Source organism: Variovorax sp. PBL-E5, from assembly GCF_901827185.1.
Classification (GTDB): domain Bacteria; phylum Pseudomonadota; class Gammaproteobacteria; order Burkholderiales; family Burkholderiaceae_C; genus Variovorax.
In genome coordinates this window covers 301,369-324,867 of record NZ_LR594672.1, presented here as the reverse complement: position 1 = coordinate 324,867, position 23,499 = coordinate 301,369, and the positions used below count along the sequence as shown (strand labels likewise).

The window sequence follows — 23,499 nt, the reverse complement described above, 5'->3', positions numbered from 1 at the left end:
TGATCGACATCATGCGCAAGCTCTGATTCCTTTCTTTTCCGAGATCAACTCACGTTAGTCAGTGCCTGTTTAAGGTGCCGGATCCATGTGAAATCAAATTGACTTTTTCTCCTGCTTGTCTAAAGGATCTTCCCATGTTCATGTATTTCCGCGCCGCATGCTCGGCAATTATTCTGACGATCTGCGCTCTCCAAGTTCATGCGCAGCAACCGACCCCCATTCGTTTTGTCGTCGCGTACCCGCCTGGGGGCGCTGGCGACCAGATGGCACGAATTGTGGCGAATGAGGTCGCAAGAAGCCTCGGCACTCCTGTCGTGGTTGAAAATAAGCCCGGTGCCGGTGGCATGATTGCTGGCGATCTAGTGGCGCGCGCGAAGCCTGATGGGAAGACATTCTTCGTCGGTGGCAATGGCCCACTAGTTCTGAACGCGGCTATCTATGACAAGATGCCATATGATCCCGCGAAGTCCTTTGCGCCAGTAGCTGGGTTGGGAAAATCACCGCTTCTCTTGGTCACCCGTAATGGCCTTGGCGTCGACAGCGTCGCGGAGTTGGTGTCGGTGATGAAGACCCGGCAACTGTCTATGGCCTCAGCCGGAATCGGCAATGTGACCCATCTTGCCGGCGAGTATGTGGCGGCTCTGATGGGGTACAAGGTCACGCACGTACCGTTTAGCGGAAGCGCACCAGCTATCTTGGGCCTGATCGGCGATAACGTTGACGTCATGTTCGACGCGCTGCCGTCTTCAATGCATCAAGCCAAAGCTGGAAAAATCCGCCCCTTGGCCATTCTTGATGACCGACGGTTTCCGCTTTTGCCGGACGTGCCCACACTAAAAGAATCGGGATACGCCAATGGCGAGACCAGCGCGTGGATTGCGATCGTGGCGCCGGCGCAGACGCCGCGTTCTGCTGTATTGGAAATTAACAAGGCTGTGAATGATGCGTTGCTCAAACCAGAAGTAGCGCAGAAATTTCACTCGATTGGAGAACAACCGATGGCAGGGACACCCGAAGACCTTGGCAACTTCATGGCGGCCGAGCGTGCGCGTTGGTTGCCACTTGTGAAATCGCTTGGCGTGAAGCTCGACTAGTATCCAGGCCAACAATCCACTCCAAAAAAGGCGCAGGCTACGGCGACTTCTGGAGCCCATTGGAATGGTGTCGCGTGAGGAACTCGACCGATCGCGAGAGTGCCAGCTCGGCGGCTTTGGGTGCGAAACCAAATGAGCGAACAGAGTTGAAGAAGCCGTGCCCGGCACCTTCATAGATAAAGAACTCATGCAAAGCGTTAGGGGTGCCTAGGGCCCGCTTCAAAATTTCCTGCACCTCCACAGGAATGTGCGCATCCGAATCTCCGATGTGGACTTGCGTCGGGCGCTTCAGGGCCGAAAGCTCCGCTTGATAGTCCTGCGCTTTGACAGGATAAAACGACACGCTGCTGTCGATGCCTCCGATCGCCGCAAGCTGAAGGGCGTACTTGCCTCCCAAGCAGAATCCGACGACGCTGACGCTTCCATCGCAGCGTGGGTCGCTCGCGAGCGAATTGACCGCTGCCCTCGCGTCATCGAGCGCGACTTGATTGTCCATTCGTTGCCAAAATGATATGGCAATCTCCCGGTCCGAGTCAGAATACGTCAATTCGACGCCAGGTTCGATCTGGCTATAAAGATCCGGTGCCAGCACGACGAACCCTTCACGAGCGAACTGGTCGGCCGCCAATCTCATCGCATTGTTAATCCCAAAAATCTCCGGCAGCAGAACAATGCCCTGTTTCCGCTCCCGTGAGTCGGACGAAATGTAGCCACCCATGGCACCATGAGTCGTTTGCAATTCGAAGTTGAAGTTTTTCATTTTTCTCGCGAGTAAAAGATGATCTTGTCCAAATCGGGCTCGACACCAAGCCCTACGCCCTGAGGAACCACAATCTCGTATTCCCTGTACTGTGTGGCCGTCGTTGCCAGGTCGTCAGCTAGAAGCAGCGGCCCAACCAGCTCGCAATCCCAGGCCAGAGTGGGAAGCGCACTGAACAACTGAAGCGCTGCGGCCGTGCCAATCGAACTTTCCAGCGCCATTCCCCCGTATATTGGAATCCCCGCGGCCTCTGCTATGGCCGCGGCTTTGTACGCGCGCCGAATCCCGCCGCCCTTACCCACTTTGACGCCGTATAGCCCCGTGACGCCGGCCTTGAAGCATGTAAAGGCATCACGGAAGTCCCAGAGACTCTCATCCGCTGCAATGGGTATGTTCAACCTCGCCGATAGGTTCGAAAGACCTTCTAGCTGCCACTTGGGCAAAGGCTGCTCAACCATGGCGACGCCCGCGTCCTGCAGCCGAGGCAAATACTGCATGCATGTCGGAAAGTCCCATGCCTGGTTCAGATCCACGGTGACGATTGCCCGAGTTTCCATCGCGTGAATCGCCTTGACAGTTTGGACGACCCGTTCCGTCTCAGATCGGGGATCGCTAAGACCCATCTTTATCTTGAACGTTCGGTGGCGGCGGTTTTCAAGCTGATTCTCAGCATCCTCGATGTCGACGCCTGCGTTACCTGAAACGAGCACCCAGAGGACTGGCATCGATTCCCGAACGCGTCCTCCGTAAAAGGCACTTACTGGCAGCCCCAAGATCCGACCCACCGCATCGTGCAGTACGACGTCGACGGCTGCTTTGGCGAAGAAGTTGGCGGACGCCACCCGATCCATCAGCAGGAGCAGTGTCTCGTGTCCAAAGAGATTTTCACCTATAAGCGCGGGGGCCAAGTATCGATCGACGACCTGCTTCATGGTTTCGATAGACTCGCCCCCCCAAAACGGCGTTCCCGCGGGCGTGCCCCCTTCCCCGTACGCGACTACTCCGCTGGAGGTGCGCAACGTCAAAAAGAGGAGCGACTGATGCGAATGCGACGAGTTGGAATGGTTGTGTACCTTCTTGAGAGGCAGATCGACTATGCGAGTGTCGATGCTCTCGATGGTTTCGATAGTTTGCGCGTTCATCTTGTCCTCCTGTCGACGAAAACCACTACAGGTACGTCGAATGATCTGGCCTGATCCCAGCCCATGCATTCGCAATCAAGCGCCTAACGAGTTGGGACTCGAGGGGCTTGGGATTCGGGTAGGGCTTAGCCATCACTGCGGCGGTTACGACGTCGATGTCCTTCTCTTTCATCCCCAGGTCTCGCAAAGTCACCGGCACGCCGCTGTCCTTTGCAATGTCATAGATCAGCCCAGCGGGATCTCCTCCACCCATCGCTCGCCCCACTACGACCATTGCCTCAGGAATCTTGGGAGCGTTGTATGCGATGGCGTGCGATAGCACTACAGCGTGAGTCTCGGCGTGGGGTAGGTTTAGAGCGCCTCCAAGCGTGTGGCAAAGCTTGTGGTGAAGACCCATCGACGTCGAGGCCAAGCAAATGGCGCTCAACCATGAGCCATACAGTGCCTCGGTCCGCACCTCGGGAGCAGCCAGGTCCTCGCAGAGTTTCGGGAGGCTTCTGTATAGGGCAGCAATCCCTAGTTCAGCGAACGTGTCGGTTATCGGGTTAGCGTCACTCGCGTAAAGCGCCTCTACTGCGTGAGCCATGGCGTTGATGCCGCTCGACACAGACAGCATTCGAGGGAGTGTGAACGTCAGTTCTACGTCGTAGATAACTGTTTCCGGCAGTACTTTGGGCGTCCTCTGTGTAGTCTTGATGCCGCGCTCGCTTTGACCAAGAATGGGAGTCATCTCGGATCCGGCATAGGTGGTTGGAATCACTAGCTGTGGCAGATCAGTACGAAGCGCGATAGCTTTGGAAAGCCCGATCGCCGATCCCCCGCCCAATGCCACTACTCCATCCACACGCAAGCTCCGCACCTGTGCAAGAGCGGTCTCCGTCACTTCGACGGGCGTGTGCATTACGGCCCCAGCGAAGACGCCGACGCAAACAGGGCCGACGAGGGATCGGATCTGTTCGGCCTGTTCCGGAGCGCTTGCCACAATCAAGATCCGTTTGCACCCCAGCCGTTCGACTTCGTCGCCGACCTCGGAGACAGTACCTCGGCCAAATCTGACGCGACTTGGCATGCCCTGGTAGAGAAAGTCTTTCATCATCAACTCGCTCAGGCGACAGAATTCGCATAAAGCGGGCTGTCGTCGGTTGGTATGTTGAACTTCCCGGCGAACACGGCTTTGATCCAGGGTTGTATGGTTACGAAGGAACGCAGCCCGGCTCGCGTGAACGGATCGTTCTCTACGAACTGACGAGCCTCCTCTAGGTCGCTCACCTCGACGATGTAGCTCCCACCTCTAACGGATTTTCCGTCGTCAGTAAAGGTCGCGCCCGCCGCCAGCACTTTGGCTGCATGGCCTTCCATGTATTTGCGGTGCTCGGACACGACCGCTTGGCGTTTCGCAACTGTGCCCGGCAAGTCTTGAAAAAAAATCGCTACATACATTGAGATATCTCCTTAAAAAACGGCTGCATCGCTGATAACTTGTAGACCGGAATCACGCGCGTGGAATCGATTGATCTGGATCCTCCAGCACTTCGGCCATGACCGCCGTCTGCTTCTCAATGAGGCGGCGCGCCATTGCAAGCTCTCTCGGTGCGTTCACCCCAACAACGGCCTTCAGCCGGTCTTGTTCAAGGTAGAAATACAGCGACGTCTGCGTCGCGAGAAGTCGGCGAATGGCGACACGGTGATGCGACTTGGGCACACCATAAATCTGGATGTTGACCGTGAACTGATCGGACCAAAACCATGGCAACGGGTCATAGCAAACGGGAAAGCCCAAGGCCGCGCTGGCCGCCGCAATCCCTTGGTTCCACGCGCCTTGCGACAGACCGCCGCGCCGCGGTGCGCGCAGCGGTTGACCCAGACGCTGAGCTTTCCCTCTTTTGTGCGCGTTACAACTACCGGCGTGTCGCCCACGAACGTGGACTTGAAATCTCCGGGCTGCGGGATCTCGGCCTCCAAGGCCACGAAACTCCAGGTTGGCCCGCGATAGATGCGTTGTAGTTCGAGTTCGTAAACCTCTTGGGAACGGTATACGTCCAAAGGCACACGGGTCCCATCATGTGTTGGGAAGGTCACGGGCTTGATATCCATCTCTACGTTCCTCAATTAGGCGATCAGGCCAAGGGCCAGATCGCGTCACCAGAGCTTTTTGCAAACGCGGCAAGCCTGCTGCCAGTCTTGCGCGTCGGGATTCAGTGATGCGCAAAAGTTCAGACCGGATCGAGAACGAAATCCTTCTTGAGGACCTTGACGCCCCCCCGTTCTTGCAGCTTGTGAATCAAGGCGGGGCGCACAGCCTCGACGCAGTCACTGTCGACCCACTTCTCATCCGCGAAGTAGGCCTGCGTTGTATGCTCCAAAAAGCCCTGCGCGCGGATCTTGAAGTGCACGTGCGCGGGTCGCCATGGATGGCGACCCATCAGCTCCAGCATCTTGCCGCTGGGGCCCTCGTGGGGAATCATGTAAGGCACTGGCAGCACGGTACGAATGTTGAAAGCCCCGGTCGAGTCGATGATCTTCTTGCCGCGATAGAAATCCGGCGGAAACTCTTCGCTATATCCGCTGTAGTACCCTTCGTGGTCGGAGTGCCAGATAAACAGCTCGGCACCTTCGATTGGCTTGCCCGCCAAGTCAACGACCTTCCCCTCAATGATCAACTCCTCGCCGCCATCCCCACGTGACTTGATCCGATCTGTGATCGTTGGAATGGACTCTAGAAAATAGGGGCCCTCCACGTTTGTCACGGAGCCCCTCCGGTGGTTCATCTCGTTGTCCGTAATGGTTGCGTTGAACCAGAGATCGCACACCAAGGGGATTTCGTATTCCGGAGCTTTTGCGTACTGCATGAGGAAGCCCACGCCAGCGCGGTATTCTTCAAAGGTTACATCGTGGCGCTTCAGAACTTCGCGGACCGCCTTGACGATCTCGCCGATCACTGTCTCTGCCCGGTTTGCCATATTCTTGTCTCCTGTCGTAGTGGGTGAACGAATGCAGAATCTACCGGGCAGGGGCGATTCAATCCAATACCATCTTTGTCATCGCGATGACCAGAAAGGTATCGCGAGGGCAGCACTAAGTCATAATTAGGTATGGAGCTACGCCACCTTCGTTATTTTGTGACCGTCGCGGAGGAGCGCAGCTTCCGTCGCGCCTCGCTCAGACTTCATATCTCTCAGCCGCCGCTGTCGCGCCTCATCAAGCAGCTCGAGGAACAGGTCGGTGCTCAGCTATTTGATCGAACCACGACCGGCGTCGAGCTGACCGCAGCGGGGGAGGTCTTTTTGGAGGGTGCAAACAAGGCTCTGCGGATAACAAGTGACGCTGTCGAAAGATCGCGTCGTGCTGCAAAGGGCGACTTTGGCCACCTCGAAGTCGCCTATTACGGCTCCGTGATCTTCGGTACCATCCCTCATCTGATCGGTGCTTATCGTGACGCGCAGCCCCGCGTCACAGTTCGTCTATCCCATATGACGAAGGATCGGCAAATCCGAGCTCTGCGCGATGGGTGGCTTGACATCGGGTTTGCCCGCTATTATCGAGACGAACCGGACATCGCATCAGAGGTGGTGGTGAGCGAGCCGGTGGTACTTGCGGTGCCGTCGACGCACCCATTGGCCAACCGCACCGTCGTGCCCATGTCGGCCCTGCGAGATGAGTGCATGATCGTCTACCCTGCGGCGTCTCGTCCAAGCTTTGCCGATGAGGTCATGCTCTTTTGCGATCAGGCGGGGTTCACACCTCGCATCGTTCAGGAAACGGAAGATCCCATGGCTTGCCTCGCTCTAGTATCCGGCGGAGTAGGCATCGCACTAGTCCCAATATCCACAGTCAATATCCGTCTACCGCGGGTTGCTTTTCTCAAAGTCACTGATCCTGAGCCCACAAGTAGCCTGTGCTGCGTCTACCGAAGGAACGACCAGAGGCCACTTCTCTCCGGTTTTCTAGCTGTGGTGCGCGCCTTGAATCTGAACGCACTGAATAACAACGCGTTCGAGGAGCAAAGTCGATTGGTCGAGCTCGGTCACGACAGTCGAGGCCGTCGTAAGGCCAACATTTGACCTCTGCGGCGTATGTTCAACGCCCCATTCGCCGGTATTGAATGTAGATTTTCAATGCCGGCCGACTGCTAGAGCGTCGGACCCGAAGGGCTGCACGCGTGGCAGGGCATGGGTCGCGTCGCTGTTTTAGAGGGCGAGCGACCCTCTCGCCACGAGAGCCCACTCTGAGCGCCGAATCTCAAGGCAGCCGGACGCAGTGAAGTCCAGCTGCGCGCCCCGGTCGGATGCGCTTGGATCGAAGCCAGTGGCGTCATCCGATCTTCGAACCTGTGGGGCTCTGCACGTCTCGAGATGCATTCGACCGCTGCCGTTCCAGCTGCCGCCGTCGAGCGATTTCAGTCCGCCACGTAGACCTGCGTACCTCAGTAGTTCCGGCGGAACGACTGTCCCCGTGGGTGCCGGCCTCCGGTATGGCGCCGTGCCTGAAAAGGTATTGGCCTGCGCATTGCGGAGAGCCTAAAGTCGGGTGGATCGTTGTTTGGAGAACGTCTTGAATCCACCCAGCTCAATGCGCCGCCGTTCCGTGCTCGCAGGTCTTTCTTTCGCCTGCATGGCCAACGGCGCCTCATGGGCGCAGGCCTCCTATCCGAGCCGATCCATCAAAATCATCGTCCCGTTTGGAGCCGGCGCATCAGCTGACCTCATAACGCGCCGCGTCGCAGAGGCTATGGCGACCTCACTCGGGCAAGCCGTGATCGTAGAAAACCGCCCCGGCGCTACGGGCAATCTGGGTACGGGAGTAGCTGCTAAGGCGGAGCCTGACGGCTACACCCTTGTTGTTGCTTCGACTCCCAACTTCGCCATCAACACGGCACTCTATCGCCAACTCCCCTTCGACGTCGACGCTGACTTCAGCCCGATCTCTCTGATGGCCGAAGCGCCCAACGTGATTGCGGTAAACCCCTCTACAGGCATCACGTCCATGGGGGATCTGGTCGTTGCGGCCCGCAGGGCCCCTGGTGGGCTTGCATACACCTCAGCCACAGTCGGTAGCACGGGACACCTGCTTGGTGAGCTACTAGCTGCCCGCGCCGGAATCAGGCTGATACATGTGCCCGACAAGGACCCGATTACGCTGGTTCTCGGCGGCCACGCCCCGATGACAATTTTCACCACTGCTTCAGTCCTTCCACACCTTCGGTCGGGGCGACTGAAGGCATTGGCGGTTACCTCCGCGAGCCGGCTTGCCGTCGCACCAGACGTTCCAACGTTGCTCGAAATGAAGGGAATCGACATCAGTGGGACGGCTTGGTACGGGCTGGTCGCCCCACGCGCGACGCCAGCAGAAGCCCAGACGAAGCTCCGCTCTGCAGTCAAGAGCGCACTGCAAACCCCGCGTGTGCTAAGCGCGCTGGTGGATTCGGGACACGAGGTGCGCTTGTTGGAAGGATCGGATTTCGGAGCGTTTATGCGCGCCGAACGCGTTAAGTGGGCGGAGGCTGTGAGGCTCTCCGGAGCGAGACCCGAGTGACCCCAGTCGGGCGGAACGGAGGCCCAGTGACGTTCCCCCCGATTTCCGGACTTTTTAAAACTAGAGGTACGGTTGCTTTCCGGCAGCCCCGAAGGGGTGCAAGGAGAAGCAATGAAGAGGTCGAGATTTTCGGAAGAGCAGATCGCCTACGCGCTGCGACTGGCCGAGTCGGGCACACCCGTCATCGATGTGTGTCGCCAGATCGGCGTGTCCGAAGCGACGTACTACACGTGGAAGAAGAAGTTCGGCGACCTGGGCGTCACCGAGCTCAAGCGGCTCAAGATGCTCGAGGACGAGAACGCCCGCTTGAAGCGCATCGTGGCTGACCTGACGCTGGACAAGCAGATCCTGCAGGAGGTCGTTAGAAAAAAGCTCTGAAGGCTGCCAAGCGGCGCGAGCTGGCAGCCTGGATGCAGGAGCGCTACGAGGTGAGTGTGCGGCGGTCGTGCCGTCTGGCGTTGCTGCGCCCGTCGGTTTGGTATCAGAAGAGCGAGGCACGCGATCAAAGCGCGCTGCGCCTGCGCATTCGGGAGATTGCGATGGATCGTCCACGTTTCGGGTATTTGCGCGTGCTGGTGATGCTCAAGCGCGAGGGTTGGTCGGTCGGCAAGAAGCGCGTCTATCGCCTGTACCGGCTGGAAGGCTTGCAGCTTCGCATGAAGGTCAAACGCCGCAAGCGCATCAGCCTGCAGCGCGGTCGAGCGACGCCAGCCACAGGACCGAACCAGCACTGGAGCATGGACTTTGTACACGACCAGATGCTCGATGGCCGGGCATTCCGTGTGCTCACGGTGATCGATCAGTGGAGTCGCGAGAGCGTGTCTCTAGAGGCCGACTTCCGGCTCACAGGTCGATGCGTCGGGAAGGTCCTGGACGAGGCTGCGCTGCAGCGTGGATGGCCCAAGGCGATCACGGTGGACAACGGCACGGAGTTCACCTCCAAGGCGCTCGATGAATGGGCATGGCGCAGAGGCGTGAAACTCGACTACACGAGACCCGGAAAGCCCACGGACAATGGGCTGATCGAGTCATTCAACGGTCGCTTGCGCGACGAGTTCCTGAACGTCAACGAGTTCATTACGATGCAGGATGCGCGTGAGAAGTTGAAGGCTTGGCAGCATGACTACAACCATCACCGGCCGCATGGCTCTCTCGGCCACCTGACCCCGAGTGAGTTCGTCAAAAAGAGGTCAGATCAACAAGCCGGAAGCCGCCCGATTCCAGTTTAGAAGTGACCGGATAAGGGGGAGACGTCACTTGCTTGTATTCAAACACTCAGCAAGGGATACGTTTTTCGGGGGCAAGGTCACTGAAGTTGCGTTGCGACATGCAAGCGTGAGACACGCGGTGACGTAGGCTAAGGAACGCGGGTGCTCGAAGAGATGCGCCCCGTCACCGCTTGCGCCGTCGCTTTCAACAATTTTGTCAGCGCTAGCTTCTTGGGCTCGAAGATGCTTGTCGGAACAGCTAGGCCGAGACAGGCGATCATTTTGAGATGGACATTGAATACCGGTGCAGAGAAACCGACAACACCATTCGTAAACTCGTCCTGCGAGTACGCCACCCCCTCCGCCCTCACACTCAGCACCTGCCGATGCAGCTCTCCCACCGATCTCACCGACCGCCTTGCAATCGGTCGCAACTCGACGCGCGCCAAGTATTCCTCCAGCTCCTTCGCATCGAGAAACGCTAATACGAGTTTGCCGGAGGAGCTTGCGTACAGCGGCGCACGCACCCCCTCGTGCATCGCGAGTCCTCGCGACGCCGTCACACCGTGCACACGCTCCACAACATCCCCCACGCGAACATTCAAACCGCACGTGTTAATTTCCATGCAACCCTGAGCCGGCATTTCCATCGAATCTTGATCCACCCTTTTTGCAAGCCTGGAAGGCTCACGGTGTGGATAAGTTCTTGGTTTTCTCCTTCTTGGATTGTGCCGGCAGCGCCGAGCTGTTCTTGAATCGGAAGCTGTCGTTGCCAGTTTCCAGGATATGGCAGTGGTGCGTAAGCCGGTCCAACAGCGCCGTCGTCATCTTCGCATCACCGAACACCGACGCCCATTCGCTGAAGCTCAGGTTGGTCGTGATCACGACGCTGGTGCGTTCGTAAAGCTTGGACAGCAGGTGGAACAGCAAGGCCCCACCGGACGCGCTGAATGGCAGATAACCCAGTTCGTCGAGGATCACCAGATCGGCGTACATGAGCCGGGTGGCGATCTGTCCCGACTTGCCCTGCGCCTTCTCGACCTCCAGCGCATTGACCAGTTCGACCGTGGAGAAGAACCGGACTCGCCGGTGATGATGCTCGATGGCCTGCACACCGAGCGCCGTGGCCAGGTGGGTCTTACCAGTGCCCGGGCCCCCGACCAACACCACATTGTTGGCCTCCTCCAGAAACTCGCAACGGTGCAACTGCCGCGCCAGCGCCTCATTGACTTCGCTGTGGGCGAAGTCGAAACCGGCCAAGTCCCGGTACACAGGGAAACGGGCCACCTTCAATTGGTAGGCCACGGAGCGCACCTCGCGCTCGGCGGTTTCCGCCTTGAGCAGTTGGGCCAGGATGGGTTGTGCCGCCTCGAACGCCGGTGCCCCTTGTGCGGTCAGCTCGGCCACGGCCTGGGCCATGCCATACATCTTGAGCTCTCGCAGCATGATCACGATGGCGCCGCTGGCAGGGTCATGACGCATGACGCACCTCCTGGGCTGTGCGGGCAGCCGCGGGGCGGCGCAACTGGTCGTAGCGCAGCACGTTGGCTTGAGGTTCGTTGACCAAGCGCAGGGCCTGTGGTGCCGTCACCGGCGCCGCAGGCGCCGGCTCCCCTTCCAGCAAACGATGCAGCACGTTCAGCACATGGGTCTTGGTCGGCACGCCAGCTTCCAAGGCCAGCTCCACGGCGGCCAGCACGGCCTGTTCATCGTGGTGCAGAACCAGGGCCAGGATCTCCACCATCTCCCGGTCGCCACCCGATTGGCGCAGCAACATGGCCTGCAGCCGTTTGAAGGCTGGCGGCAGTTCGGCGAACGGAGCACCGTTGCGCAAGGCACCGGGCTTGCGCTGCAGCACCGCCAGGTAGTGACGCCAGTCGTAGACGGTCCGACCACCGACGTCGTGGCGCCGGTCGATGAGGCGCGTGTGCTCGCACAAGATCTGACCTTCGGCGGCGACCACCAGCCGCTCGGCGTAGACCCGCAGACTCACCGGCCGGTTGGCGTAGGAGGCCGGCACGCTGTAGCGGTTGCGCTCGAAGTGCACCAGGCAGGTGGGCGAGACCCGCTTGGTGTGTTCGACGAAGCCGTCGAAGGGGCGCGGCATCGGCATCAGGGTGGGCCGCTCCTGCTCCCAGACATCGGCCACCGTGCCTGGCAGCTTGCCGTGGACGATCTCGCGCCACAAGGTCTTGCAGCGGTTCTCCAGCCACTCGTTGAGTTCGGCCAGGGTTGGAAACGCCGGCACGGGTTGCCACAGCCGGTGACGCGCATCACGCACGTTCTTCTCCACCTGCCCTTTCTCCCAGCCCGAGGCCGGATTGCAGAACTCGGCCTCGAACAGGTAGTGGCTGACCATGGCGCTGAAACGGGCGTTGACGTCGCGCTCCTTGCCCCGGCGCACCTTGTCCACGGCGGTGCGCATGTTGTCGTAGATACCGCGCCGGGGAATGCCACCCAACACCGCGAAGGCATGGTTGTGCGCATCGAACAGCATCTCGTGGGTTTGCAGCGGATAAGCCCGCACGGTGAAGGCGCGACTGTGGCTGAGCTTGAAGTGGGCTACCTGCAGCTTGGTGCGCTCGCCGCCGATGACGGCCCAGTCTTCGCTCCAGTCGAATTGGAACGCTTCGCCAGGACCGAAGGCCAGCGGCACGAAGGTGCCTCGGCCGGTGGTCTGCTGCGCTTCCTGACGTTGCTGCTGCCAGACTCGGGCGAAGGCGGCTACCCGGCCGTATGAGCCTGGGTAGCCCAGGGCGGACAGGTCGGCGTGGAGTTGCTTCACGGTGCGCCGCTGCTTGCGCGACTTGCCCGCTTCGCTCTTGAGCCAGCCTGAGAGCTTCTCGGCGTAGGGATCGAGCTGGCTCGGACTGATGCGCCGAGGGTAGTGCGGCTCCGCCACACCCGCGCGCAGGTACTTCTTGATGGTGTTGCGAGACAGGCCGGTGCGCCGGGCGATCTCTCGGATGGACAACTGCTCGCGCAGGGCCCAGCGTCTGATGACACTTAATGTTGCCACGTCAATCACTCCTATGCTCCTGCCGAAAAAATCAGCAGGTTAGGGTTGTTACGTGGATCAGTTTTAGACGGAAATTACCGGGTTAAGCTGAGGCCAACGTTGGCGATAGTGACCGGCAGCGCCGCCAAGCGCGGGCTGGTGGTCAGGACAGGGAGCGAGGTCATTGAGGCCATGTCGCCATTTCTTCCTGCAGCCTGTCGGCCAATTCGCGCTGCCAAGCTGCCAGCAAGTCAAAGCGGCTGACCAGCCACAGCTCCGTTTCGAAGAAGAGCTTTTCGGGGTACGGCACCAGTTCGGGATAGTCAGCGGCAACGAACTTGGGCAGCAGCGCCACGCCGTGGCCCAGCGCGCACAGGTGCGCCATGGGCACGAAGCTGTCCGACTGCACGCGCACCTTGCCCGTCAGGCCGAACTTGGCCCAGTCCAGGTTGGCGTAGGTGAAGTTGTGATCCTGGTGGAAGAACTGCAAGTTCATGGCCAGAAGGTCGTGGTCGTCGACAAACGCGGGATTTGACGCACTCGTGTCGTGGCGCGCCAGGTACGCGCGGCTGGCGTAAGCGCCCACGGCCACCGCACCGATCTTGCGTACGCGCAGGGAATTGCTGTTGCGCACAGGCCGTGCTAGCCGCACGGCGATGTCCACCTGGTCTTGCTCCAGATTGACGAAGTGCGTCTCGGTGGTGATGTTGAGCAGCAGCCGAGGAAATTTCTCCCCCAGCGCGACGAATACTGGCGCAAAGCGCTTGGCGAACACGTCCATCAGGCTGATGCGCACCACGCCCGCGCCTTCCTGGTGATTCTGAGAGAAGCTGCGCGCCGCCTCTTCCATGTGCTGGGCAGCGCTGACCAGCGCGTGCAGGTCGGCCGAGGCTTTCCAGCCGGCCTCGCTGCGCACGAACAGAGTGCGACCGAAGCGCTGCTCCAGCACCCGGATGCGCCGGCGCAGGGTGGAGTCGTCGATGCCTTCCATGTCGGCTGCAACTTCGTAGCTCCCGTGGCGCTCCAGCGCGAGGAAGGCGCGGATCAGGTCCCATGGAGGTGTGGTGGTGCCGTCTCGGGTCATGGTGCATGCTTTCATCGATGGCTTCAGGCTTTCTGGGGCTTGCAGGTTCAGGAAAAGCGCAGCCGCACCTGGGCGCTGGCGGCGCGCGTGCGGCAGGCCAGCAGCCAGCCTTCTGCAGCATCGTCTTCGTCCAGCACCGAGCTGTCGAGCCGCAGCACCTCGCCGTCCACCAGGCGGCACATGCAGGAGGCGCATTCGCCAACCCGGCAAGCGTGCGGGACGGCCAGCCCGGCGTCGAGCATGGCGCCCAGCAGGAATTGCCCGCCGCGCACCGACACGGTATGCGTCTGCCCCTTGAGCTGAACCGTCAGCTCGGCGTCGGGACCCTCGGCGCCCGTTTCCACCGCGCCCTCCAGCGCAGCGCCGAAGTCCTCGCGGTAGACGCGACTGGGCTCGATCCCAGCCGCTGCCAGCGCAGCCAGAACGGAGTGCATGAAGGCCTCGGGGCCGCAAAGGTAGGCGTCAGCAGCCTCAAGGCCCTGGGTCTGCGCCTCCAGCAGCGCCTGCGTGGGCAGGCCCTGTTCGGCGTCATACCAGTGGCGTATCTCCAGCCGCTGCCCGCTACCCGCCTGTAGCGCCTGCAACTCAGCCAGTAGCATGGCCGTGGCTCGGTCGCGGCAGGCGTAGAACAGCCGTACCTGGGGCGCGCCTTGCAGCAACGCTTGGCGCGCCAGCGCGAAGATGGGCGCAATGCCACTGCCGCCGGCATACAACAGCACTGGTTGGCCATGCCGCGCCAGTGTGAAGCGCCCGGCGGGCGGAAGCACCTGCAATCGTTGGCCCGCTCGCGCGTGGTCGCACAGCCAATTGGAGACGCGCCCACCCGCCACGCGGCGCACCAGCACGCTGATCGCCTGCCCATCCTCGGGCGCACTGGTGATCGAATAGCAGCGCCAATGTTCATCGCCTTGCACGGGGACGGCAAGCGTCAGGTACTGGCCAGACTGGAAGGAAAAACGCTGCCGCTGCCCGCCGTCCACGCCCAGGCTCAGCAGGATGGCGTCGCTGCCTTGCGGTGAAACAGCGGTGACGGTAAGAGAATGTGCCAGTTTCATGCGCTGCCACCTCCCCTCACAAAAAGAACGAGTTGTTGCCCTGCAGGCAGTCGCTGTCGATCAGGTTGACCTGCTTGAGCACGATGACTAGCCCCTGGGCGCTCTGGCGCAGCACGAACCCGTTCCAGCCCGCGAGCACACGGTTGTGGCCCTCGCGTGACTCGGCCAGAGTGAAGCTGTAGCGCGCGCGCCATTCATTGCCACGGTCCGGGCTGGGCCACACTTCCAGTCCGCCCCAGTGCCGCGCCGTGCGCGAAGTCGGGAACTGCGAGAAGGCCAGCCCGGTGCCCAGGCGGCTCACACGGTCGAGCAGACGGCGCCGGTCGTGGAATTCCAAGGTGACGTATTGGCGCGGGTCGGGCGCGGGCGCGCCCGCCGGCACCCAATAGGCGCATTCCTCGCCATACAACGCCAGCCAGCGCTCGTAGGCGGTCTTGTCCATCGAGCCCTGATCGAGCAGGCGAGCTTCCAGTGTCAGTAGTTGTGCCACCTGCTGCGTTTGCGCGGCGTCAGCGCCCTGGGTGCGCACGGCGGCCTGGGCCAGGTCGTCCGAAGCGGCGAGAAGCCAGTCGTAGAACGCCGGCACCACGTAGAGCGAGGGAGGCTGGTGGCGGTAGGCCGGAACGGCGGCAGCTTGGGCCAGATCCTGGGCGGCGTTCATGGCAGCTTCCCCTTGTTCATTTGCAGCGTCGGGCGGGCTTGCATCAGCCGCTTCCACTGAGCGTAGTAGTTGCGCATGTGAATCTCTGTGGTCACCGGGCCGCTGACCACGCCATCGGGACCGGGCACATCCTTGCCGGTCTCCCAGTGGCGACCCATGTCCACCCATTCGTCCTCGGGGCTGTTCATAAGGCCGCGTTGGCACTCTTCGAAGTTGGCGGCGTCGTCCATCTCGCCCATGACGGGGAAATCCTCCTGCGTGCGCAGGCGCATGGTGTTGACCTCTGCGTCCACGTCTCTGCGCCGGGTGGCATGCCAGCTTACCGAGGTTTCGCCCACCGCCAGAGGCTGGATCACCTGCACCTGGTTGCCGATCAGCGCCAGATTGGGAAAGATGTTGAGGTTCATGCCCGCCCCGACAGTGGTGTCGAGCACGCGTTGGGCCTGATCGCGGCTGTGGGTGGCGGCCACGTGGGCCTCGTAGGGCTCACGCCCCGGCTGCGGGCGCTGCTCGCGCCAGGCGGAGTTGGCGTGCATCTCGGGACGCTGGTCGACCACCGTATGCCCGTTGTCGAGCGCGTTGTTGCTCATGCGGGAGCGGTCGGCGTCGGCGAAGTAGGCCATGTCGCCGCCACCGTAGCGTTCCTTGGTCATCACCAGCAGCGACTGGTGCGAGAACGGCACGTGGTAGCCGTCGCCCGCGTTGTCCCAGACCAGTTTCCAGTTGCAGCCGACGCGAAAGCGCTGAGCGCCGGCCAAGACGATGTTCTGAGCGCCCCCATTGTGCTCGATCCAGGCGTCCAGATAGCGTGTGGCATTGCCGAGGTGCTCGGCCAGGGGCGGCGCCTCGGAGTTCAGGGTAGCGAAGATGAAGCCCTTGTACGACGCCACCTGCGCAGGCCGCGCAAGGTGCATGTCGCGCGCCTTGAAGGCCGGGCCATAGGCGTTCTTGCCGGGAATGCCGAACAACTGACCTCGGTTGTCGAAACGCCAGCCGTGGTAGGGGCAGGTGAAGTTGGCGGCGTTTCCTTGGTGCTCGCGGCAGACGGTTGCGCCGCGGTGCGAGCAACGGTTGGAGAACACGCGAATTTGCCCCTCTTCGTCGCGAGTCACGATGACCTCGCGGGTGCCCAGCCAGGCCTGCCGGAAATCGTTGGGCTCGGGGATCTCGCTTTCATGGGCCAAGTACACCCAGCTGGCGGCGTACACATGGTCCATTTCGCGGGCAAAGATGGCGGGGTCGGTATAGACGCGGCGGTGTACACGGTCTGGCTGCACCAGGTCGTCCCATTCATCGGCGGCGGATTCCCCGGCCGGAACGGCGGCAATATGAATTACTTTCATCGTTTTCTCGCAATTCGGTTGAATCTGAAAATCGCGGCTTCAGTTCATGTTGTTTCGGTAAGCGTGGGCACAGCCGCGGGAGCCAGGGCGCCTTCGTCCAGTAAGCGGCGGCCCAGCGCGATGACGGCGTCGGGAGACAGAGGCTGGCTGGCTTCCTGTTCTACGTGCGCCCACTGCTCGTCGTCGAACAGCGCGCGGTGGTAGGCCATGAACTTGTCTTTCAGGAACTGACGGTCCACCTCGGGGTGCCCCTGGATGCCCAAGATGCGGCCCTGCACCAAGAACACCTCGTGGGGGATGGTCTGCGACGACGCCAGCAGGACGCTGCCCGGCGGCAGTGCCGCCACGCATTCGCCGTGGCTTTGCACCAGCACGCTGGGCGCTTGCGCCAGCGCCGCGCCCAGCAGCTCAACGGCGACGGGGTCCCAGCGCAGGGCATCGACCCCCAGCTTGAAGCGCCCTGACGGGTTCCTGGCAACCCGTCCACCTAGGGCCGCCGCGATGGCCTGCGAGCCATAGCACAGCCCGATCAGGGGTGAGCCTGCCTCGTCGCTAACGCGGCGAATCAGCGCCAGCAGGTTGCTCACCAGGAGCGAATCGGCATCGTCCACTACCGACATTGGGCTGCCGCTGATGACGTAGCCGTCGTAGCCCATCGCCCGCTCCAGGAAGCCGTCGCGCGCGGGTTCCAGCACGTCCCACTGCCGCCCGCGCGACCGAAAGTGGCGATCATTTTTTCCTGCAAGATCTCGTCTCCGGGTACTTCAGTGCACCAGAGCACGGCATATTTCTTCTTCACGGTGTCCATGAGCGTTACCTGGTTCAGTTCAGAACAGTTCGAAGTACTCGCGATGCTCCCAGTCGGTGACGGGGTCGCCCGCCATGTCCACGTCGGCGCCTTCGGCGGCCACGAAGCGCGCCCATTCGCTGCGCCGCAGGTGCAGCCAGTAGTGGATGAACTCTTCGCCGAAGGCTTCGCGGAAGAAGCTGGAGCCCTCCAGCACGTCCAGCGCCTCGGCCAGGTTGCGCGGCAGGATCGGAACGTCGGCGGCATAGGGCGTTTCCTGCAGAGGGCCGGGATCGAGTTGGCGACGAATGCCATCGATCCCCGAGAAGAGCTGCGAGGCCAGATACAGGTAGGGGTTGGCCGCCGGCTCGCCGACCCGGTTTTCCACACGGCTGGCTGAGTCTTCTGGGGCGGCGATCACGCGCGCCATGGCGGCGCGGTTGTCCTCGGCCCAGGTCACCCGATCCGGGGCCAGAGAGAACGGGCGTCGGCGTCGGTAGCCGTTAACCGTGGGGGTGGTGAAGCTGGAGGCCGCACAGGCATGTTTGAGCAGGCCACCGACATAGGCCCGGCCCAGCGCCGACAGCGGCTCGCCCGTCTGCGGAACGAAGGCATTGACGCCGGAGTCGCGCGCCGCCAGCGACTGGTGCAGATGCCAGCCCGAGGCACGAAACCCTCAATCTTGGGTTTGCACATGAAACTGGCAAGGTAACCGCGCCGCCGACAGATTTGCTTGACTGCGTTGCGGAACAACACCATGGTGTCGGCCATGTCCAGGCCGGACATGACGTCGAAGGTGGTCTCCATCTGGCTGGGCCCCATTCATCCTCGATGCTGCGCAACGGCATGCCCAGCGTCAGCAGGTGCTGGCGCACCTCGGCCATGATGGGTTCGACCTCGTCCAAGTGATTTTCGAGCAGATAGGAGTAGCCCTTGGCGACCGGCATCACCTTGGGCGGTGCCGCCGGTGTGCCGGGGCCACCCAGCGTCTCGGGCTCCAGGCAGGGGTCGAGAGAATGTGCCAGTTTCATGCGCTGCCACCTCCCCTCACAAAAAGAACGAGTTGTTGCCCTGCAGGCAGTCGCTGTCGATCAGGTTGACCTGCTTGAGCACGATGACTAGCCCCTGGGCGCTCTGGCGCAGCACGAACCCGTTCCAGCCCGCGAGCACACGGTTGTGGCCCTCGCGTGACTCGGCCAGAGTGAAGCTGTAGCGCGCGCGCCATTCATTGCCACGGTCCGGGCTGGGCCACACTTCCAGTCCGCCCCAGTGCCGCGCCGTGCGCGAAGTCGGGAACTGCGAGAAGGCCAGCCCGGTGCCCAGGCGGCTCACACGGTCGAGCAGACGGCGCCGGTCGTGGAATTCCAAGGTGACGTATTGGCGCGGGTCGGGCGCGGGCGCGCCCGCCGGCACCCAATAGGCGCATTCCTCGCCATACAACGCCAGCCAGCGCTCGTAGGCGGTCTTGTCCATCGAGCCCTGATCGAGCAGGCGAGCTTCCAGTGTCAGTAGTTGTGCCACCTGCTGCGTTTGCGCGGCGTCAGCGCCCTGGGTGCGCACGGCGGCCTGGGCCAGGTCGTCCGAAGCGGCGAGAAGCCAGTCGTAGAACGCCGGCACCACGTAGAGCGAGGGAGGCTGGTGGCGGTAGGCCGGAACGGCGGCAGCTTGGGCCAGATCCTGGGCGGCGTTCATGGCAGCTTCCCCTTGTTCATTTGCAGCGTCGGGCGGGCTTGCATCAGCCGCTTCCACTGAGCGTAGTAGTTGCGCATGTGAATCTCTGTGGTCACCGGGCCGCTGACCACGCCATCGGGACCGGGCACATCCTTGCCGGTCTCCCAGTGGCGACCCATGTCCACCCATTCGTCCTCGGGGCTGTTCATAAGGCCGCGTTGGCACTCTTCGAAGTTGGCGGCGTCGTCCATCTCGCCCATGACGGGGAAATCCTCCTGCGTGCGCAGGCGCATGGTGTTGACCTCTGCGTCCACGTCTCTGCGCCGGGTGGCATGCCAGCTTACCGAGGTTTCGCCCACCGCCAGAGGCTGGATCACCTGCACCTGGTTGCCGATCAGCGCCAGATTGGGAAAGATGTTGAGGTTCATGCCCGCCCCGACAGTGGTGTCGAGCACGCGTTGGGCCTGATCGCGGCTGTGGGTGGCGGCCACGTGGGCCTCGTAGGGCTCACGCCCCGGCTGCGGGCGCTGCTCGCGCCAGGCGGAGTTGGCGTGCATCTCGGGACGCTGGTCGACCACCGTATGCCCGTTGTCGAGCGCGTTGTTGCTCATGCGGGAGCGGTCGGCGTCGGCGAAGTAGGCCATGTCGCCGCCACCGTAGCGTTCCTTGGTCATCACCAGCAGCGACTGGTGCGAGAACGGCACGTGGTAGCCGTCGCCCGCGTTGTCCCAGACCAGTTTCCAGTTGCAGCCGACGCGAAAGCGCTGAGCGCCGGCCAAGACGATGTTCTGAGCGCCCCCATTGTGCTCGATCCAGGCGTCCAGATAGCGTGTGGCATTGCCGAGGTGCTCGGCCAGGGGCGGCGCCTCGGAGTTCAGGGTAGCGAAGATGAAGCCCTTGTACGACGCCACCTGCGCAGGCCGCGCAAGGTGCATGTCGCGCGCCTTGAAGGCCGGGCCATAGGCGTTCTTGCCGGGAATGCCGAACAACTGACCTCGGTTGTCGAAACGCCAGCCGTGGTAGGGGCAGGTGAAGTTGGCGGCGTTTCCTTGGTGCTCGCGGCAGACGGTTGCGCCGCGGTGCGAGCAACGGTTGGAGAACACGCGAATTTGCCCCTCTTCGTCGCGAGTCACGATGACCTCGCGGGTGCCCAGCCAGGCCTGCCGGAAATCGTTGGGCTCGGGGATCTCGCTTTCATGGGCCAAGTACACCCAGCTGGCGGCGTACACATGGTCCATTTCGCGGGCAAAGATGGCGGGGTCGGTATAGACGCGGCGGTGTACACGGTCTGGCTGCACCAGGTCGTCCCATTCATCGGCGGCGGATTCCCCGGCCGGAACGGCGGCAATATGAATTACTTTCATCGTTTTCTCGCAATTCGGTTGAATCTGAAAATCGCGGCTTCAGTTCATGTTGTTTCGGTAAGCGTGGGCACAGCCGCGGGAGCCAGGGCGCCTTCGTCCAGTAAGCGGCGGCCCAGCGCGATGACGGCGTCGGGAGACAGAGGCTGGCTGGCTTCCTGTTCTACGTGCGCCCACTGCTCGTCGTCGAACAGCGCGCGGTGGTAGGCCATGAACTTGTCTTTCAGGAACTGACGGTCCACCTCGGGGTGCCCCTGGATGCCCAAGATGCGGCCCTGCACCAAGAACACCTCGTGGGGGATGGTCTGCGACGACGCCAGCAGGACGCTGCCCGGCGGCAGTGCCGCCACGCATTCGCCGTGGCTTTTCACCAGCACGCTGGGCGCTTGCGCCAGCGCCGCGCCCAGCAGCTCAACGGCGACGGGGTCCCAGCGCAGGGCATCGACCCCCAGCTTGAAGCGCCCTGACGGGTTCCTGGCAACCCGTCCACCTAGGGCCGCCGCGATGGCCTGCGAGCCAAAGCACAGCCCGATCAGGGGTGAGCCTGCCTCGTCGCTAACGCGGCGAATCAGCGCCAGCAGGTTGCTCACCAGGAGCGAATCGGCATCGTCCACTACCGACATTGGGCTGCCGCTGATGACGTAGCCGTCGTAGCCCATCGCCCGCTCCAGGAAGCCGTCGCGCGCGGGTTCCAGCACGTCCCACTGCCCGCCCGCGCGACCGAAAGTGGCGATCATTTTTTCCTGCAAGATCTCGTCTCCGGGTACTTCAGTGCACCAGAGCACGGCATATTTCTTCTTCACGGTGTCCATGAGCGTTACCTGGTTCAGTTCAGAACAGTTCGAAGTACTCGCGATGCTCCCAGTCGGTGACGGGGTCGCCCGCCATGTCCACGTCGGCGCCTTCGGCGGCCACGAAGCGCGCCCATTCGCTGCGCCGCAGGTGCAGCCAGTAGTGGATGAACTCTTCGCCGAAGGCTTCGCGGAAGAAGCTGGAGCCCTCCAGCACGTCCAGCGCCTCGGCCAGGTTGCGCGGCAGGATCGGAACGTCGGCGGCATAGGGCGTTTCCTGCAGAGGGCCGGGATCGAGTTGGCGACGAATGCCATCGATCCCCGAGAAGAGCTGCGAGGCCAGATACAGGTAGGGGTTGGCCGCCGGCTCGCCGACCCGGTTTTCCACACGGCTGGCTGAGTCTTCTGGGGCGGCGATCACGCGCGCCATGGCGGCGCGGTTGTCCTCGGCCCAGGTCACCCGATCCGGGGCCAGAGAGAACGGGCGTCGGCGTCGGTAGCCGTTAACCGTGGGGGTGGTGAAGCTGGAGGCCGCACAGGCATGTTTGAGCAGGCCACCGACATAGGCCCGGCCCAGCGCCGACAGCGGCTCGCCCGTCTGCGGAACGAAGGCATTGACGCCGGAGTCGCGCGCCGCCAGCGACTGGTGCAGATGCCAGCCCGAGGCACAGAAACCCTCAATCTTGGGTTTGCACATGAAACTGGCAAGGTAACCGCGCCGCCGACAGATTTGCTTGACTGCGTTGCGGAACAACACCATGGTGTCGGCCATGTCCAGGCCGGACATGACGTCGAAGGTGGTCTCCATCTGGCTGGGCCCCCATTCATCCTCGATGCTGCGCAACGGCATGCCCAGCGTCAGCAGGTGCTGGCGCACCTCGGCCATGATGGGTTCGACCTCGTCCAAGTGATTTTCGAGCAGATAGGAGTAGCCCTTGGCGACCGGCATCACCTTGGGCGGTGCCGCCGGTGTGCCGGGGCCACCCAGCGTCTCGGGCTCCAGGCAGGGGTCGACGATGCGCGTCAAGTACCACTCCACCTCCAGGCCACCATGGAAGTCATAGCCCAGATCCGCCAACTGCCCCAGCGCTTTCTTCAACAGGGCACGCGGGCTCAGCGGGAAGGGCCGACCGCTACGCATGTACAGATCGGCCAGCATCCAGCCCGTGCGATCAGCCCAGGGCAGCACGCGGAAGGTGGTGGGGTCGGGCACCATCACCACGTTAGGGCTGCCCGCCAACTCCGGGTTGCCAAGCCCGCCATCCGAGGAAAAGGGATTGAACACGAAGGCGCTGGCCGTGTCGAAGAAAAAGGGCGCCATGGTGATTTCCGAGCCGCTGCCGAATGCGGAGCGCAAGGCTGCCACCGACAGCATTTTCCCGCGCAGCAGACCATATTGATCCGGCCATGAGAGGCGAATCATCTGAATGCCGTCCTGCTCGATTTTCTTCAGCACTTCAACGGCCGCCGCCTTCTGGGCGTCGGACCACAAGCCGTGCCGATCAATGAATTTCTGGCTCATTTTTGTCTTCGGGTTTTCCGGCATAGATGCCGGTTGTTTAGAATTAACGAATTACCCAACCATCTGCCACCAGATCAGTTCAGCACGCATTAAATTTGCCAATTGATCTTTGTCGCAGATTAATATTATGTTGATTTCCTGAGAACCTGAAAGGAAAACATGCGAAACCTATTCGCAAAAATGCGAGTGATGCAATGGTTTTTTCAACCACCCCCCGCCACTTCGAGCCCTACGGCAACGCTAGGAGCCACGCGGCAGGCTAGGAGCGTGGGCGGCAGAAGCAGGGAATCCCCTGATGACCTGCGCACATGAGTGAGCGTTCAAGCTGCATGGCCATAAGTTACCGCCCCTACGAACCGCAACAAGAGATGCTGCTGTCCGCATCGCTGCAGGACTGGCTGCCTGCGGGGCACCTGGCCTACTTCATCAGCGACACGGTCGATGCGCTGTAAGCGTTCCGCGAACCCATCTTTCATCTCACCGTTGAAGC

General features: G+C 61.8%; 23 protein-coding genes and 2 pseudogenes. 5 read left to right on the top strand and 20 right to left on the bottom strand.

Annotated features, from left to right (window positions below; all coding sequences use genetic code 11):
• Nucleotides 1–134 precede the first annotated feature (134 nt).
• The gene (locus tag WDLP6_RS29285; protein ID WP_015060625.1) at nucleotides 135–1,094 is read left to right on the top strand and encodes a Bug family tripartite tricarboxylate transporter substrate binding protein; all 960 of its coding nucleotides are present in this window, start codon (nucleotides 135–137) and stop codon (nucleotides 1,092–1,094) included.
• Nucleotides 1,095–1,131: 37 nt separating this feature from the next.
• Here the strand turns inward: WDLP6_RS29285 and WDLP6_RS29280 are convergent, their stop codons facing one another.
• From WDLP6_RS29280 to WDLP6_RS29250, 7 genes and pseudogenes are all read right to left on the bottom strand, one after another.
• Complete coding sequence (locus tag WDLP6_RS29280) at nucleotides 1,132–1,854, bottom strand: dienelactone hydrolase family protein (protein WP_015060624.1); 723 nt, start codon at nucleotides 1,852–1,854, stop codon at nucleotides 1,132–1,134.
• Nucleotides 1,851–2,996, bottom strand: a complete 1,146-nt coding sequence (locus WDLP6_RS29275) for a muconate/chloromuconate family cycloisomerase (protein ID WP_162570834.1) — start codon at nucleotides 2,994–2,996, stop codon at nucleotides 1,851–1,853. The genes WDLP6_RS29280 and WDLP6_RS29275 overlap by 4 nt, the downstream gene beginning before the upstream one ends.
• A gap of 25 nt (nucleotides 2,997–3,021) precedes the next feature.
• Nucleotides 3,022–4,089 carry a maleylacetate reductase gene (locus WDLP6_RS29270; protein WP_015060622.1) on the bottom strand — a complete coding sequence of 356 codons (1,068 nt, stop codon included), beginning with the start codon at nucleotides 4,087–4,089 and terminating at the stop codon, nucleotides 3,022–3,024.
• 11 nt (nucleotides 4,090–4,100) lie between these two features.
• Complete coding sequence (locus WDLP6_RS29265; protein ID WP_162570832.1) at nucleotides 4,101–4,436, bottom strand: YciI family protein; 336 nt, start codon at nucleotides 4,434–4,436, stop codon at nucleotides 4,101–4,103.
• 52 nt (nucleotides 4,437–4,488) lie between these two features.
• A complete protein-coding gene (locus WDLP6_RS29260; RefSeq protein ID WP_232076904.1) occupies nucleotides 4,489–4,776 on the bottom strand; it encodes an oxidoreductase C-terminal domain-containing protein in 288 nt (95 codons plus the stop codon).
• 29 nt (nucleotides 4,777–4,805) lie between these two features.
• Nucleotides 4,806–5,090 (bottom strand): annotated as a pseudogene (locus WDLP6_RS29255) (Rieske 2Fe-2S domain-containing protein); the annotation flags it as partial.
• A 119-nt stretch (nucleotides 5,091–5,209) separates the two neighbouring features.
• Nucleotides 5,210–5,956: a dioxygenase family protein gene (locus WDLP6_RS29250; protein WP_015060619.1), complete on the bottom strand. Its 747-nt coding sequence runs from the start codon at nucleotides 5,954–5,956 to the stop codon at nucleotides 5,210–5,212.
• A gap of 132 nt (nucleotides 5,957–6,088) precedes the next feature.
• On the opposite strand from WDLP6_RS29250, the gene WDLP6_RS29245 reads away from it, so the two are divergent.
• From WDLP6_RS29245 to WDLP6_RS29235, 3 genes are all read left to right on the top strand, one after another.
• Nucleotides 6,089–7,057 carry a LysR family transcriptional regulator gene (locus WDLP6_RS29245; RefSeq protein WP_015060618.1) on the top strand — a complete coding sequence of 323 codons (969 nt, stop codon included), beginning with the start codon at nucleotides 6,089–6,091 and terminating at the stop codon, nucleotides 7,055–7,057.
• A 550-nt stretch (nucleotides 7,058–7,607) separates the two neighbouring features.
• The gene (locus tag WDLP6_RS29240) at nucleotides 7,608–8,528 is read left to right on the top strand and encodes a Bug family tripartite tricarboxylate transporter substrate binding protein (RefSeq protein WP_162570828.1); all 921 of its coding nucleotides are present in this window, start codon (nucleotides 7,608–7,610) and stop codon (nucleotides 8,526–8,528) included.
• Between the two features lie 111 nt (nucleotides 8,529–8,639).
• Nucleotides 8,640–9,757, top strand: a protein-coding gene (locus tag WDLP6_RS29235; RefSeq protein WP_419186584.1) for an IS3 family transposase whose coding sequence is annotated in 2 segments (ribosomal slippage) — nucleotides 8,640–8,892 and nucleotides 8,892–9,757 — 1,119 coding nt in all. Because the reading frame shifts where the segments join, the coding sequence is not laid out codon by codon here.
• 128 nt (nucleotides 9,758–9,885) lie between these two features.
• Here WDLP6_RS29235 and WDLP6_RS29230 read toward each other — a convergent pair.
• The 13 genes and pseudogenes from WDLP6_RS29230 to WDLP6_RS29170 all read right to left on the bottom strand — a co-directional run bounded on the left by WDLP6_RS29230 (nucleotide 9,886) and on the right by WDLP6_RS29170 (nucleotide 23,009).
• Complete coding sequence (locus WDLP6_RS29230; protein ID WP_060710272.1) at nucleotides 9,886–10,386, bottom strand: IclR family transcriptional regulator domain-containing protein; 501 nt, start codon at nucleotides 10,384–10,386, stop codon at nucleotides 9,886–9,888.
• 37 nt (nucleotides 10,387–10,423) lie between these two features.
• Nucleotides 10,424–11,218 carry an IS21-like element IS1600 family helper ATPase IstB gene (gene istB, locus WDLP6_RS29225; RefSeq protein WP_011255145.1) on the bottom strand — a complete coding sequence of 265 codons (795 nt, stop codon included), beginning with the start codon at nucleotides 11,216–11,218 and terminating at the stop codon, nucleotides 10,424–10,426.
• Nucleotides 11,208–12,764, bottom strand: coding sequence for an IS21-like element IS1600 family transposase (gene istA, locus WDLP6_RS29220; protein ID WP_011255179.1), 1,557 nt, complete (start codon nucleotides 12,762–12,764; stop codon nucleotides 11,208–11,210). The genes istB and istA overlap by 11 nt, the downstream gene beginning before the upstream one ends.
• A 151-nt stretch (nucleotides 12,765–12,915) precedes the next feature.
• A complete protein-coding gene (locus WDLP6_RS29215; protein ID WP_029310294.1) occupies nucleotides 12,916–13,818 on the bottom strand; it encodes a LysR family transcriptional regulator in 903 nt (300 codons plus the stop codon).
• Between the two features lie 47 nt (nucleotides 13,819–13,865).
• Entirely contained in the window at nucleotides 13,866–14,873 is a 1,008-nt protein-coding gene (locus tag WDLP6_RS29210; protein ID WP_014386263.1) for a ferredoxin--NADP reductase, read from the bottom strand.
• Nucleotides 14,874–14,889: 16 nt separating this feature from the next.
• A complete protein-coding gene (locus WDLP6_RS29205; RefSeq protein WP_014386451.1) occupies nucleotides 14,890–15,534 on the bottom strand; it encodes an aromatic-ring-hydroxylating dioxygenase subunit beta in 645 nt (214 codons plus the stop codon).
• On the bottom strand, nucleotides 15,531–16,877 hold the full coding sequence (locus WDLP6_RS29200; RefSeq protein WP_162570827.1) for an aromatic ring-hydroxylating oxygenase subunit alpha: 1,347 nt from the start codon (nucleotides 16,875–16,877) through the stop codon (nucleotides 15,531–15,533). Before WDLP6_RS29200 ends, WDLP6_RS29205 begins: the two co-directional genes overlap by 4 nt.
• Nucleotides 16,878–16,921: 44 nt before the next feature.
• Nucleotides 16,922–17,590, bottom strand: a pseudogene (locus tag WDLP6_RS29195) (type 1 glutamine amidotransferase); the annotation flags it as partial.
• Nucleotides 17,591–17,704: 114 nt separating this feature from the next.
• Nucleotides 17,705–18,304, bottom strand: a complete 600-nt coding sequence (locus WDLP6_RS29190; RefSeq protein ID WP_244889977.1) for a glutamine synthetase — start codon at nucleotides 18,302–18,304, stop codon at nucleotides 17,705–17,707.
• A 407-nt stretch (nucleotides 18,305–18,711) separates the two neighbouring features.
• The gene (locus WDLP6_RS29185; protein WP_014386451.1) at nucleotides 18,712–19,356 is read right to left on the bottom strand and encodes an aromatic-ring-hydroxylating dioxygenase subunit beta; all 645 of its coding nucleotides are present in this window, start codon (nucleotides 19,354–19,356) and stop codon (nucleotides 18,712–18,714) included.
• The gene (locus tag WDLP6_RS29180; protein WP_162570827.1) at nucleotides 19,353–20,699 is read right to left on the bottom strand and encodes an aromatic ring-hydroxylating oxygenase subunit alpha; all 1,347 of its coding nucleotides are present in this window, start codon (nucleotides 20,697–20,699) and stop codon (nucleotides 19,353–19,355) included. Before WDLP6_RS29180 ends, WDLP6_RS29185 begins: the two co-directional genes overlap by 4 nt.
• A gap of 44 nt (nucleotides 20,700–20,743) precedes the next feature.
• Nucleotides 20,744–21,508 (bottom strand): type 1 glutamine amidotransferase, encoded by a 765-nt coding sequence (locus WDLP6_RS29175; RefSeq protein ID WP_060710154.1) that lies wholly within the window; start codon nucleotides 21,506–21,508, stop codon nucleotides 20,744–20,746.
• A gap of 19 nt (nucleotides 21,509–21,527) precedes the next feature.
• Nucleotides 21,528–23,009 carry a glutamine synthetase family protein gene (locus tag WDLP6_RS29170; protein WP_060710153.1) on the bottom strand — a complete coding sequence of 494 codons (1,482 nt, stop codon included), beginning with the start codon at nucleotides 23,007–23,009 and terminating at the stop codon, nucleotides 21,528–21,530.
• Between the two features lie 308 nt (nucleotides 23,010–23,317).
• Between WDLP6_RS29170 and WDLP6_RS35235 the strand changes: the two genes are divergently transcribed.
• On the top strand, nucleotides 23,318–23,461 hold the full coding sequence (locus WDLP6_RS35235; protein WP_014386447.1) for a hypothetical protein: 144 nt from the start codon (nucleotides 23,318–23,320) through the stop codon (nucleotides 23,459–23,461).
• The last annotated feature ends 38 nt before the right edge of the window (nucleotides 23,462–23,499 follow it).

Excerpts from the sequence above, each read along its gene's own strand:
- WDLP6_RS29180 (WP_162570827.1), bottom strand. The coding sequence starts at position 20,699 with ATGAAAGTAATTCATATTGCCGCCGTTCCGGCCGGGGAATCCGCCGCC.
- istB (WP_011255145.1), bottom strand. The coding sequence starts at position 11,218 with ATGCGTCATGACCCTGCCAGCGGCGCCATCGTGATCATGCTGCGAGAG.
- WDLP6_RS29250 (WP_015060619.1), bottom strand. The coding sequence starts at position 5,956 with ATGGCAAACCGGGCAGAGACAGTGATCGGCGAGATCGTCAAGGCGGTC.
- WDLP6_RS29270 (WP_015060622.1), bottom strand. The coding sequence starts at position 4,089 with ATGAAAGACTTTCTCTACCAGGGCATGCCAAGTCGCGTCAGATTTGGC.
- WDLP6_RS29170 (WP_060710153.1), bottom strand. The coding sequence starts at position 23,009 with ATGAGCCAGAAATTCATTGATCGGCACGGCTTGTGGTCCGACGCCCAG.
- WDLP6_RS29240 (WP_162570828.1), top strand. The coding sequence starts at position 7,608 with ATGGCCAACGGCGCCTCATGGGCGCAGGCCTCCTATCCGAGCCGATCC.
- WDLP6_RS29205 (WP_014386451.1), bottom strand. The coding sequence starts at position 15,534 with ATGAACGCCGCCCAGGATCTGGCCCAAGCTGCCGCCGTTCCGGCCTAC.
- WDLP6_RS29265 (WP_162570832.1), bottom strand. The coding sequence starts at position 4,436 with ATGTATGTAGCGATTTTTTTTCAAGACTTGCCGGGCACAGTTGCGAAA.
- WDLP6_RS29200 (WP_162570827.1), bottom strand. The coding sequence starts at position 16,877 with ATGAAAGTAATTCATATTGCCGCCGTTCCGGCCGGGGAATCCGCCGCC.
- WDLP6_RS29175 (WP_060710154.1), bottom strand. The coding sequence starts at position 21,508 with ATGGACACCGTGAAGAAGAAATATGCCGTGCTCTGGTGCACTGAAGTA.
- WDLP6_RS35235 (WP_014386447.1), top strand. The coding sequence starts at position 23,318 with ATGAGTGAGCGTTCAAGCTGCATGGCCATAAGTTACCGCCCCTACGAA.
- WDLP6_RS29230 (WP_060710272.1), bottom strand. The coding sequence starts at position 10,386 with ATGGAAATGCCGGCTCAGGGTTGCATGGAAATTAACACGTGCGGTTTG.
- WDLP6_RS29275 (WP_162570834.1), bottom strand. The coding sequence starts at position 2,996 with ATGAACGCGCAAACTATCGAAACCATCGAGAGCATCGACACTCGCATA.
- WDLP6_RS29210 (WP_014386263.1), bottom strand. The coding sequence starts at position 14,873 with ATGAAACTGGCACATTCTCTTACCGTCACCGCTGTTTCACCGCAAGGC.
- WDLP6_RS29185 (WP_014386451.1), bottom strand. The coding sequence starts at position 19,356 with ATGAACGCCGCCCAGGATCTGGCCCAAGCTGCCGCCGTTCCGGCCTAC.
- WDLP6_RS29215 (WP_029310294.1), bottom strand. The coding sequence starts at position 13,818 with ATGACCCGAGACGGCACCACCACACCTCCATGGGACCTGATCCGCGCC.
- WDLP6_RS29245 (WP_015060618.1), top strand. The coding sequence starts at position 6,089 with ATGGAGCTACGCCACCTTCGTTATTTTGTGACCGTCGCGGAGGAGCGC.
- WDLP6_RS29285 (WP_015060625.1), top strand. The coding sequence starts at position 135 with ATGTTCATGTATTTCCGCGCCGCATGCTCGGCAATTATTCTGACGATC.
- WDLP6_RS29280 (WP_015060624.1), bottom strand. The coding sequence starts at position 1,854 with ATGAAAAACTTCAACTTCGAATTGCAAACGACTCATGGTGCCATGGGT.